The sequence below is a fragment of the Herpetosiphonaceae bacterium genome (genome assembly GCA_036374795.1).
Lineage (GTDB): Bacteria > Chloroflexota > Chloroflexia > Chloroflexales > Kallotenuaceae > LB3-1.
Map to the genome: position 1 here is coordinate 1 of DASUTC010000317.1, position 10,680 is coordinate 10,680.

The 10,680-nt window shown below is 64.0% G+C and carries 11 protein-coding genes; 5 read left to right on the forward strand and 6 right to left on the reverse strand.

Annotated features, from left to right (window positions below):
- The first annotated feature begins 602 nt into the window (after nucleotides 1–602).
- Genes VFZ66_24720 through VFZ66_24730 form a run of 3 tightly spaced genes read left to right on the forward strand, consistent with a single transcriptional unit; the run spans nucleotide 603 to nucleotide 3,446 of the window.
- Nucleotides 603–1,175 (forward strand): CDP-alcohol phosphatidyltransferase family protein, encoded by a 573-nt coding sequence (locus tag VFZ66_24720; protein HEX6292413.1) that lies wholly within the window; start codon nucleotides 603–605, stop codon nucleotides 1,173–1,175.
- Between the two features lie 29 nt (nucleotides 1,176–1,204).
- Nucleotides 1,205–1,948 carry a TVP38/TMEM64 family protein gene (locus tag VFZ66_24725; GenBank protein ID HEX6292414.1) on the forward strand — a complete coding sequence of 248 codons (744 nt, stop codon included), beginning with the start codon at nucleotides 1,205–1,207 and terminating at the stop codon, nucleotides 1,946–1,948.
- A 7-nt stretch (nucleotides 1,949–1,955) separates the two neighbouring features.
- Nucleotides 1,956–3,446: an NAD(P)/FAD-dependent oxidoreductase gene (locus VFZ66_24730; GenBank protein ID HEX6292415.1), complete on the forward strand. Its 1,491-nt coding sequence runs from the start codon at nucleotides 1,956–1,958 to the stop codon at nucleotides 3,444–3,446.
- A gap of 92 nt (nucleotides 3,447–3,538) precedes the next feature.
- On the opposite strand, the gene VFZ66_24735 is transcribed toward VFZ66_24730, so the two are convergent.
- The 3 genes from VFZ66_24735 to VFZ66_24745 all read right to left on the reverse strand — a co-directional run bounded on the left by VFZ66_24735 (nucleotide 3,539) and on the right by VFZ66_24745 (nucleotide 4,909).
- On the reverse strand, nucleotides 3,539–3,931 hold the full coding sequence (locus tag VFZ66_24735) for a PIN domain-containing protein (GenBank protein ID HEX6292416.1): 393 nt from the start codon (nucleotides 3,929–3,931) through the stop codon (nucleotides 3,539–3,541).
- Entirely contained in the window at nucleotides 3,919–4,158 is a 240-nt protein-coding gene (locus VFZ66_24740; protein HEX6292417.1) for a hypothetical protein, read from the reverse strand. Before VFZ66_24740 ends, VFZ66_24735 begins: the two co-directional genes overlap by 13 nt.
- A 292-nt stretch (nucleotides 4,159–4,450) precedes the next feature.
- Nucleotides 4,451–4,909: a DIP1984 family protein gene (locus tag VFZ66_24745; protein ID HEX6292418.1), complete on the reverse strand. Its 459-nt coding sequence runs from the start codon at nucleotides 4,907–4,909 to the stop codon at nucleotides 4,451–4,453.
- Nucleotides 4,910–5,063: 154 nt separating this feature from the next.
- Between VFZ66_24745 and VFZ66_24750 the strand changes: the two genes are divergently transcribed.
- Complete coding sequence (locus tag VFZ66_24750; protein ID HEX6292419.1) at nucleotides 5,064–6,344, forward strand: MFS transporter; 1,281 nt, start codon at nucleotides 5,064–5,066, stop codon at nucleotides 6,342–6,344.
- Nucleotides 6,345–6,380: 36 nt separating this feature from the next.
- Here the strand turns inward: VFZ66_24750 and VFZ66_24755 are convergent, their stop codons facing one another.
- Nucleotides 6,381–8,336: a hypothetical protein gene (locus VFZ66_24755; protein ID HEX6292420.1), complete on the reverse strand. Its 1,956-nt coding sequence runs from the start codon at nucleotides 8,334–8,336 to the stop codon at nucleotides 6,381–6,383.
- Between the two features lie 89 nt (nucleotides 8,337–8,425).
- Nucleotides 8,426–8,887 (reverse strand): hypothetical protein, encoded by a 462-nt coding sequence (locus VFZ66_24760; protein HEX6292421.1) that lies wholly within the window; start codon nucleotides 8,885–8,887, stop codon nucleotides 8,426–8,428.
- A 120-nt stretch (nucleotides 8,888–9,007) separates the two neighbouring features.
- Between VFZ66_24760 and VFZ66_24765 the strand changes: the two genes are divergently transcribed.
- Complete coding sequence (locus VFZ66_24765) at nucleotides 9,008–10,150, forward strand: methyltransferase (GenBank protein ID HEX6292422.1); 1,143 nt, start codon at nucleotides 9,008–9,010, stop codon at nucleotides 10,148–10,150.
- Between the two features lie 178 nt (nucleotides 10,151–10,328).
- Here the strand turns inward: VFZ66_24765 and VFZ66_24770 are convergent.
- Nucleotides 10,329–10,680, reverse strand: a 352-nt coding sequence (locus tag VFZ66_24770; GenBank protein HEX6292423.1) for an ABC transporter permease, incomplete at its 5' end; no start/stop codon positions are given.

Here is a 10,680-nt window from a genome sequence, read left to right on the forward strand (position 1 = left end):
GACATCGTAACAGTGAATATCAATGACGGTAGATGCCAGAATATCCAGGCAAGAATCTATGGGATCATGAATTCCTGCCGCTCTCTTTGTAAGATATCTGGTAAAGGGTAACTGCGGTGGAACGTGTAGCCGAGCGGCACACAATCGTTAGAGTGGTACGTCAGGATGGGGAGAGTTTGATGTGGGAGGCTCATCTTACTCACAGTCTGGTTATTTGGGCAGGTATGTATAGAGATAATCTCGTCATCTGGATTGTTTGTCGGTGTTTTTGGCACGCCTGGATTCACTTTAACTATAATCGACCTGTTAAACTTTGTCAACCTGAGAGCAAAGAACAAAAGCATAAGAGAACAAACAGAGAACCAAGTACAAGCGCCCAATTCCCCCTGGCATGCGAGCGAAGGTGGCGGCCCTCCTGAGCGTGGGGCAGGGCGGGTGCCCGCTGGGCGGCGATTGGGCTGAGGGCCTGAACTCCAAACGTTGAACTGTGACCCCGAACATGCTTCGCTGTCATATTCGACGTACACTTGTTATAGCGGCATTATGGCATCGAGGACGATGTGACGATGGTTGACAGAATCTTACGTGGACCCAAAGAGCAAATGCTCACTCCGGTTGCCTACGTGCTGCCGCGCTCGATCCACCCGACCGCGCTCACGCTGGCCGCGTTTGGCGCTGGCATCGGCGCGGGCCTGGCGATCTGGCGCCAGGCGTATGGCCTGGCGCTGGCTCTCTGGCTGCTCAACCGCGCGCTGGATGGTCTGGACGGAACGTTCGCGCGTGTCCACGGCAGGCAGACCGATTTCGGCGGCTACCTGGACGTGCTGTTGGATACCGTGGTCTACGCTGCGATCCCGGCGACGCTGGCGCTGCATCGGCCTTCGAGCGATGTCTGGCTCAGTCTGGTCGCGCTGCTTGGCAGCTTCTACATCAACGGCGCGTCGTGGATGTACCTGGCGGCGCTGCTGGAGCAGCGCAGGCAGGGCGCGAGCGCGCAGGGCGAGTTGACGACGATCACGATGCCCACGGGGATTATCGAGGGCACGGAGACGCTCGCCTTTTACACGCTGTTTCTGCTCTTTCCCGGCGCGATCGTGCCGCTCTTCTGGACGATGGCGCTGTTAGTCTTTGCTACGATCGGGCAGCGGCTGCTGTGGGCGCGGAGAATCCTATGATCGAGCGATCGGGCGTTGAGGAGCCATAGATGTCCGAAGAGATCGTTCCGGCGCGGCCATCGACGACCGCCGCTCCCCTGTCGCCGCTGCGCCGTCACTGGCAGAAGTTGCTCGCGCTGGGCTTCTGGATGCTGCTGCTTGGCGGCTATCAGTGGTACGCCTGGCACCACGGCTTGAGCCCGTTTGCGGCGGCGCAGCGCCTCGTCGCGCTGCTCTCCACCAGCGCCTACGGCCCGCTGCTCTTTATCGCGATCTATACCCTGCGACCGCTTGTGCTCTTCTCGGCGACGGTTCTGTCGATCGCGGCGGGCTTCTTGTTCGGGCCGCTGTGGGGCATCGTCTATACGCTGATCGGCAGCAACCTCTCGGCGACGGTCGCGTACGCTGTCGGGCGCTTCTTCGGGCACGGGCTGCTCGAAGGCGATCATGCGGCGGGCATTGTGCGGCGCTACGCCGCGCGTCTCCGCGACAACAGCTTCATGGCGGTGCTGACGATGCGCTTCGTCTTCCTGCCGTATGATCTGGTCAACTACCTCGCGGGCTTTCTGCGCATCCAGTACCAGCCGTTCATGCTGGCGACGATTCTGGGATCGCTGCCGGGCACCTTCTCCTTCGTGCTGGCGGGCGCGTCGATCCACGGCGATCTCAGCGACGGCGTCGACTCCTTCGATCCGCGCGTCTTCGCGGCGTCGGCGATCATCTTCGTCAGCAGCCTCCTGATCGCGCGCTACGTCCGGCGGCGCGAGCACCAGCGCTCCGAGCAAAAGGAATGACCTCTGCATGATGACACACACGACCGTATTCCAGACCGTGGTGATCGGCGCTGGCTCCGGCGGCCTGACCGTCGCGGTTGGCCTCGCGGCGCTCGGCAGGCCCGTCGCGCTGATCGAGGGCGCTGCCGTCGGCGGCGACTGTACCAACGTCGGCTGTATTCCCTCCAAGACGCTGATCCACGAGTCCGGGTCGCGTAGCGGCGGCGCGGCTGCGATCCTGGCGACTGTTCAGCGCAAGCGCGACCATCTGCGCGCCGAGGAGACGCGCCATGTGCAGCAGATGGAGTACCTGACCTTCATCCACGGCTGGGCGCACTTCTTGGGACCAAAGCGGCTGGAGGTGATCCACGCCGACGGCTCGCGGCGCGAGATCAGCGCCCAGACGATCGTAATTGCCACCGGCTCGCGCGCACGTACGATGGAGATTCCGGGGCTGCCCCGAGAGCGCCTGCTGACCAACGAGAGCATCTTCGAGCTGACGGATGCGCCGCACCATCTGGCGATCGTCGGCGCGGGCGTGATTGCGATGGAGCTGGCCTTTGCCTTTCGCAAGCTCGGCAGCCGCGTGACGATCATCAGCCGCGATCGGCGCGTCTTTGCCCGTGGCGGCGCTGCCGCCTCCGAGGTGCTGGCCGCGTCGCTGCGGGAGCAGGGCATCGCCGTGCGCTACGGCGCGACCGTCACCCGCTACGATCCGACCGACGAGACGCTGTATCTGACGGCGGGTGACGGCGCTGATGTGGTGCTGGGCGTGGATCACGTGCTGCTGGCGATCGGGCGAGTGCGTAACATCGATCAGCTTGGTCTGGAGCAGACCGGCGTGAGGTTCAGCCTCGATAGCGGCGTCGAGGTCGATAGCTACGGCCAGACGAATATGCCCGGCATCTACGCGATCGGCGATGTCACGCCGACCTCGCACTGGACTCACTCAGCGGGCGCGCAGGGGCGGCGCGTCGTGCAGCGCATTCTCTTTCCATGGCTGCCCGCCTGGGGTCAGGAGCCGCTCTATCCCAGCGCCACGTTCAGCGATCCAGAGGTAGCCAGCGTTGGCCTGACGCCCGATCAGATCGCGCGACGCTACCATCCCGGCCTGATCAAAACGCTGCGGGTGGAGCTGTCCGCCACCGACAAAGGCTATACCGAGGGCCTGCGGCGCGGCTTTATCCACGTGTACGCGCTGCGGCTGACGGGCCGCATCCTCGGCGCGACGATCGTCGGGCCGCGCGCATCGGAGATGATCTCGCTCTTCACCCTGGCGATCAGCGCGCGCATCTCGCTCTACCGGCTCTACCGGCTGGTCTACCCCTATCCCACGCACTCAACTGGCATCCAGGCCCTCGCCGACACGTTTGTCCGCGAGACACTGCCGCATCTTCCGGCGGAGCTGGGCGCGGTGGCACGCTACGGCCTCGCGACGATCTGGGGGCGGCTGCGCGGCGGCTCGTTCGAGGCGGTGCCGCAGCCTGATCGGAAATTGGCGGGGGCTGTTGGGGACTGAGGGTGGAAAGTGGTGGCTTGCTCGCTGGCACAGTCGAGCATTGCTCAACTATTGAGCACGGTGCTGAGAATCGTGACGGGGAGCTGACTCACTCACTGGAAAATCGGGTCGTTCGTGACCAACAAGCTACATCCAACCGTTGAGGCTGTTGCTGCGTGCAAGGCGTCTGGCGTCTTCAATCCCAACCCGCGTAATCGTGCTGCATGTTCCCAAATGGACAGTGTAGCCGGTATCAGCATCATCTCTTGGGCAGTGAGGAATGATCGAAATAATGCTTCCAAGTGAATGTTGTTGTCCCGCAACGGCTTGACAAGCGTTTCAAGCCACGTAAGTTCGCTTGTTACCAATGAAATTTGCCGTTGTTGTGCTGCTTGCCAAAGAGGCTCAAGCACGGTGCGATAAGGTTCGATACGCTCTACGGCATAAATCACGATATTGGCGTCCACATAGACGCGACCAGAAGCCGGAACGCTCAACGCTCCCATGCATCTCGCTCCGCACGAAGGTAAGCATCAACCTCGTCCGCTGTCTGGAAGGCCAAATGCCCCGGTGCTTCAGCCAGCACCTCCAAGATCGAGCGGCGAGGCATAGCCGATGGCTCTGGCAGCAGCACGATCACCTCAACCGATTGACCTGCGGGCAGTTGCGCGTCTGTCACTTCGATCTTACCACCCGGTTGTACCAATGTGGTCATCCGTAAGGCATGTTGCATGGCGTTTCCTTCTCCGATAAACCTGTTTCATTTTACTGTAGTCCCGCCCATATCAGCAAGCGAAGATTTCTGTCGCTGAGCAGCCGATTCCCCAGGCCCACCCTCACCACGTTCAACAAAGCGCACCCGGTAGTAACGGTGACAGTACTCGGTACGACAGTAACACTACTGAGCATACGTCGTACCTGTGTGGGAATCGAACCCACTGGGCCTGGCTCTGCAAGCCCACCAACCACGCTTGCCCTCGTGGCAGGGTTGTGCTCGCCTTTGTTGCCGTAGCTACCAACGGCTGCTACTCAATCACATCCGTCCGCCAATTTGCCTCTTGAATTTTGGCATCCAGCTCGCGGTACGCCTTGGCAAATTCATCTGCTTGATGTTGAATGGCGGACACATTCACGCTGCTTTGAAATTTGACCTCGGACTTGCTATAGCGATCTTGCTTGATCGTCGCCGCCTGCGCCAGATCGCGATAGATCCCATGCTGGATTTTAAGCATATCGCGCTGAGCCAGTGCATCCGCGAGTGTCAGCCCCGGCTCAAGCTGAGTCTGGGCGTTTGTCTGATTGATACGCTGGATCAGGCTCACAAGGTCGTCTGCGAGGTGATGCAGCTCACTCAACAGTTCCTGCGGGTCTTCAGAAGGCGTATCACCTTCTTGTACTCTCGCGTTATTCAAAAGCCGCTGCTTGAGCTGTTCGACGCGCCTTTGGTAGTCTGCGCGTAAAATCAGCGCCTGGGCTAATCGCATGGTACACCTCGAAGGATGCGTACATTTGGGCGATTATACCACGGCAGGATCGAGCAACGCTGCGGTTGACAGGCTGAACGAGCGATATACAATCGGCAGAGCGTCCTATACTCTGCATAGACGATACAGATATAGCTCACTCACCGGACAGCTTATGCAACTGCTTCAACTTCCGGAGGCCCAGGCGCTCCGCGCGCTCACCGTTGACGGCTATGTGCTCTTTGGTACGCGGATGGTTCGCCTGTTCGCGTATGGCTTTTTGTCGGTGGTGCTTGTGCTGTACCTGGCACAGCTAGGATTGTCCGAGCAGGGGATCGGCGTGCTGCTCACCTGGACCTTGATCGGCGATGCGGTGATCTCGTTCTGGATCGCGGCGCTGGCCGATCGCATTGGGCGGCGGCGCATGTTGATCGTCGGGGCGGGGCTGATGGTGCTTGCCGGTCTGGTGCTGGCGCTGACGCGCAACCTGTGGCTGCTGACGCTCGCCGCGATCGTCGGCACGCTCAGCCCAAGCGGCGGGGAGGTCGGCCCGTTTCTCTCGATCGAGCAGGCGGCGCTCTCGCAGACCGCCCCGACGAGGCAGCGCACGCAGGTCTTTGCCTGGTACAACCTGATCGGCTCGTTCGCGACGGCGCTGGGAGCGCTTTCTAGCGGCGTGCTCGTCGATCTGCTTCAGTGGTCGGGCAGCTCGTCGCTGGCAAGCTACCGCAGCGTGGTGCTGGGCTACGCGCTGCTCGGCATCGGTCTGGCGGCGCTCTTCAGCCGCTTATCGTCTGCGGTCGAGGCGGATGCTGTCAGGCAGGATCGGTCATCCATGACCGACTCGGCTGAGCGGCGGCGGTTTGGTCTGCATCGCTCGCGGAACGTGGTGATGAGGCTATCGGCGCTGTTTATGCTGGATGCCTTCGCCGGTGGCCTGGTGGTACAGAGCATGATCGCCTACTGGTTCTATGTGCGCTTTGGCGTCGAGCCGACCGTGCTGGGCAGCATCTTCTTCGGGGCAAACATGCTGGCCGGGCTGTCGGCGCTGGCTGCGGCGCGGATCGCCGCGCGCTTCGGGCTGATCAACACGATGGTCTGGACGCATATTCCATCGAATGTTCTGCTGATCCTGGTGCCGCTGATGCCGCACGTATCCCTGGCGATCGGCGTCCTGCTGGCGCGCTTCAGCATCTCACAGATGGACGTGCCCACCCGCCAATCCTACACGATGGCCGTCGTCGATCCCGATGAGCGCTCCGCTGCCGCCGGAGCGACGACGATCGCGCGAACCGCTGCCAGCGCGATCTCTCCGACGATCACCGGCGTGTTGTTCAGCGCGGGCTGGCTGAGCCTGCCGTTTGTGCTCGCCGGCTGCCTCAAGATCGTTTACGATCTGGCGCTGTACCGCAGCTTTCGCGCGCTGAAGCCGCCGGAGGAGCGTCCAGGCGACTAGCGCGCCTGCGCGCTGCCTCGATCCGCATGCATGTCGCTAGCGATAGGACAGCAGCCGGTCGATCCACCAGACGCCGCCCCAGCCTAGCATAAGCGCCGCAGCCGCGATTGCGCCGAGCCTGAAGATCGCGCGGCGGCACCATAACTCGGCCAGCGCAAGCCCACTGCCCAGCGCAATCGCCGGAAAGATGAACGATTCCCAGCGGAGCGCCTGCTGCGAGATCAGGAGCGTTGCCCATGAGAGCAGCATCGCCAGCCACCACGCCGCCAGCAGGCCGCCCAGCGCCCGGCAGCGCCGCCACGCGACGATCAGACCGCCGATTCCAAGCAGCGCCAGCAGCGGCCCGATCGTGCTGTTGGGTTGCAGCAGCTTGCTCACTTCCCCCCCGATGCGCTGCGCTACCGTTGTCGATGCGGGCGGTGCGGACGGACGATCGCGCACTGCCGCCACGAGCTCAGGAGCCGTGTAGTAGATCAGCGCAGCGCCCACCAGCGCCGCCGCGCCGATCGCCACGAGCCGCCGCAGACGCGGATCGCGCTGAAGCAGCCAGACCACCACCAGCGCTGCGCCGAATGCCAGCATCGACAGGAGCACGCCGAAGTGGCCGAGCAGCACGATCGCGGTTGCCGCGCCGAGTGCCAGATCGGAGACGCGCCCGCGCCGCCACAGCAGCAGCGCCAGCGCCCACGGCAGCACCATCGCCTGGCCCCACACGTTCGCCATCTCGCCCACCGAGAGCGAGCGCAGCAGCGGGATCGCGAAGATGTAGCTGATGCCTGCGAAGTATGCCGCGACCGGCGGCTGGTCCGTGTAGCGCAGGATCAGCCAGAGCCACAGCATCGCCAGGCTGTCGACCAGCGCGTTGGCGAGCGTCAGCAGCGTGTCGCGGTCGTCGGTCAGCAGTTGCAGCGGCAGAAGCGCGATGTACTGGCCCGGCGGATAGGGCGCGGGACCGCCGCCCGCCTCGCCCGGAAGGTCCTCGGTGAAGACAACGATCCCGCGCGTGACGCCGAGCAGGTTGTTGGCGTTGAGTCCAATATCGCTCGAAAAGGTCTGCGGGTGCAGCAGGCCGATCGCGCGGACCAGCCAGGCTACCACGATCAGCGCCGTGATCGCGCGGGCCTCAAGCGGCGACGCCGAAATACCGATACGGTGCGCTAAGCCTGCCGCCAGCGGCTCAAACAGCATGCTCAGGCCATAGCCCGCCAGCAGCATCCTCACGATCAGCGCCGTGCTGCTGGAAAGTCCGATCCGCTGCCAGATCAGCAGCGCCGCCAGCGCCAGGATCGCGATCCCGGCGCACGGCGCGGCGTAGCGTGCGGGCAGCGTCCAGCGCCGCAGCAGGCCGTAGCCCACGCCGACGATCGCGCACAACATGCCAAGCTGGCTCCAGTCCGGCGCGGTCGAGCCAAGCGCGGCAACGCTCAGCCCATCGGCGGCAAACGCAAGCTGGCGCGGATCGCCCGGCGGCTGGATCACCGTGCTGTGCAGGCGCAGATCGAGATCGCCGGATGGCTGGACGGGCAGCAGCACGTGGTAGGTCGCGCTCGGACGTGTCAGCGGGATCGTCAGCAGCGGCCTGCCGCCCAGCGACCAGGTGCTCGTCGGCGTTGCGGTGGCGGGCGGCAGCGCGACGATGCGCAGATCGGCGCTCAGCGGCGCGGAGCCAAGGCCCGGTAGCCGGATGCGCGCGTGCTCAAAAGCCCAGCGGTAGGCCACCGTCGCCGACTGGCACTGCGCGCGCGGCACATCGTACTCGGAGTCGGGCAGGTTGAAGCCTTCGATATACGGCAGATCGTACACCGCACTGGCGGCGCAGTTCGCGGCGACCGGCGGCGAGCCGCCGATGTCCAGCGCGTAGGCGAACGGCGTCTGATACGCCAGCCAGCCCAGCGCGAGCATCGCCGCGACGAGCAGCCAGAGCCAGGGCTCGCGCAGCCAGCGCCAGAGCGCGCGGCCTTCGGCGTTCACAGCTACCCACAGAGCGCTCAAGTGACCTCTTCCGGCGTGAATGGGATGATGCGGCGATTCATACCGCCGCGATTATAAACGATCTTGCTGATCGCAAAGCTGCCGCTGCGCTACTGCACGCCCGCCAGCGTGCGCTCGAACCAATCGAACGGCTGGATCAGCGGCCCGGTGATCACGCCCCGCGCGATATACTCCTGCGTCGTCTGGTCCAGCGCCACGCGGTGAACGAAGCCCAGCGCAAGTATCAGCACGATCAGCCCCTGGATCAGCCCCGGCAGGATGCCCAGCACGCGATTCGTCAGCGTTCGATGAAACGCGCGCGGTACCAGGCGATTGATCAGCCAGGTCAGCGTGCCCACGACCAGCAGCACGCCGCCGCAGAGCGTCAGCGTTCGGGCGATCAACGACTCGATCGATCCCGCCAGCGTCATGGTTGCGCTGAGCAGCGCGGAGAGCATGCCGATCGCCAGCAGCGCCGCCGTGCGCGTGAGGCCACGGATCAAGCCCTGGTGGTAGCCGCCCGCGCCGATCAAGAGCAGCAGCGCCAGCACCGCCGCGTCCAGAAGCGTCATCGATTCGATCCTTTACCTGAGAAACGGCGGCATCGGCGGGCCGCGTGCGCTATAATGCCGTCCATGTCTTCAAAACGATTTCAAAAAGCGATCCTCAAGGCGCTTAAGCATACACCACGTTTGGAAGCGTGGCCGTGCCGTCATTTTCCGGAGTGCGGCGGCTGCGCCATGCAGGACATCGCCTATACCGATCAACTGGCCGCCAAACGCGCGGCGCTGCTCGACATCTGGGGCGCGGCGCTGCCCGCGGCGCTGCGCGACGAGTACGCGATCGTCGCCGCGCCCGATCCGTTCGGCTACCGGCTGCGCATGGACTACGTGTGCTCCGACGATCGGTTTGGGCTGCGTGTGCGCAAGCGCTTCTACGCAATCGTCGATCTGGCCGAGTGCCATCTGATCCCGCCCTCGCTCTTCGAGATTCTGCGCGGCGTCTACACCGCCGCCCGCGAGTGTGGCCTGCCCGATTACAATGTGTACCACAACACCGGATTTTTGCGCTATCTGGTCGTGCGCCGCAACGTCCGCGACGAGTGGCTGCTCTCCTTTGTCACCTCCGAGCGGGCGTACGAGCAGCAGATGGAGCAGGCCGCGCGCGCTGCTCTGGATGCGGGCGCGACCAGCGTGTGGTGGCTGCTCAACCCGCGTCACGCCGATCTGTCGTTTGGCGAGCCGCTGCGCCGCTGGGGCGCGGAGTTTCTGCCGCAGTATGTCCTCGATCGCACGCTGCTGATGGGACCGAACACGTTTTTTCAGAATAATATCTGCGGCTTCGAGCAAATTCTGCGCTATATCACGCCCTTTGTCGCCGGAGCCGAGCGCATGATCGATCTTTACGCGGGCGTCGGCACGATCGGCATCTGTCTGGCGGATCGGGTCGGGCAGGTCTTTGCCGCCGAGCTAAGCGATGAAAGCGTGGCCCTGGCGCGGCGCAACATTCAGCTTAACGGCCTTGATGATCGGATCGAGGTGGTGCAGGCGGATGTGGCCGAGGTGCTGAGCGACGACCGCATCGCCCAGCGGGCACCCGGCGATGTGCTGGTGGTCGATCCGCCGCGCGCCGGGCTGGGGCCGGATGTCTGCGCGCAGCTCAGCGCGCGCGGCCCCGCGCGGATCGTCTATGTGTCGTGCAATGCGATCACCCAGGCGCTCGACTGTGAGCTGCTCGGCGAGCGCTACGCGATCGTCGCGGCGCGCGGCTTCGATCTCTTCCCGCAGACCTACCACTGTGAGCATGTCGTGGTGCTGGAGCGGCGGGGTAGCTAGGGTCCTCACCCCGTCGCTGACGCGCCACCCCTTCCCCGAACCTCGGCAGGCTGCTCCACCGAGAGGGTACCCCCGTTGCGCTAGGAGAGGAGCAGGATACTCCACGTTTCCCCTCTCCTGTCGCCGCGAAGGCAGAAGCCCGCCTGAGCGTGGGGCAGGGGTGAGGGCCTGCCGCTTCTTACCGCACATTGCGCCGGAAGCTCCTCACCGCCAGCGTCAGCGTAATCGATGCGATGGTGATCAGGATCAGCAGCGCCCTGAGCACCTCAGTCTGCGGATCGAAACCTACCGCCGCCTGCGGCCCGTTCAGCAGGATGCGCATGCCCTGGATCGTGTAGGTGACGGGGTTGAAGCGCGCCACGCCCTGGAGCCAGCCGGGCAGCAGTTGCAGCGGCAGTTGCGCCGAGCTTGTGAAGAGCAGCGGCAGCGTCAAGAAGTTGGCGATCATAAACGTTGTCTCGGTGTTGCGCGTCCTCAGCGCGATAAAGACGTTCAGCCCGGCCAGGCCCAGCCCAAAGAGCAGCGCGATG

Bases quoted from the DNA above. Each gene is read 5' to 3' on its own strand.
- VFZ66_24745 (HEX6292418.1), bottom strand. From the start codon at position 4,909: ATGCGATTAGCCCAGGCGCTGATTTTACGCGCAGACTACCAAAGGCGC.
- VFZ66_24740 (HEX6292417.1), bottom strand. From the start codon at position 4,158: ATGCAACATGCCTTACGGATGACCACATTGGTACAACCGGGTGGTAAG.
- VFZ66_24750 (HEX6292419.1), top strand. From the start codon at position 5,064: ATGCAACTGCTTCAACTTCCGGAGGCCCAGGCGCTCCGCGCGCTCACC.
- VFZ66_24720 (HEX6292413.1), top strand. From the start codon at position 603: ATGCTCACTCCGGTTGCCTACGTGCTGCCGCGCTCGATCCACCCGACC.
- VFZ66_24735 (HEX6292416.1), bottom strand. From the start codon at position 3,931: ATGGGAGCGTTGAGCGTTCCGGCTTCTGGTCGCGTCTATGTGGACGCC.
- VFZ66_24725 (HEX6292414.1), top strand. From the start codon at position 1,205: ATGTCCGAAGAGATCGTTCCGGCGCGGCCATCGACGACCGCCGCTCCC.
- VFZ66_24730 (HEX6292415.1), top strand. From the start codon at position 1,956: ATGATGACACACACGACCGTATTCCAGACCGTGGTGATCGGCGCTGGC.
- VFZ66_24760 (HEX6292421.1), bottom strand. From the start codon at position 8,887: ATGACGCTTCTGGACGCGGCGGTGCTGGCGCTGCTGCTCTTGATCGGC.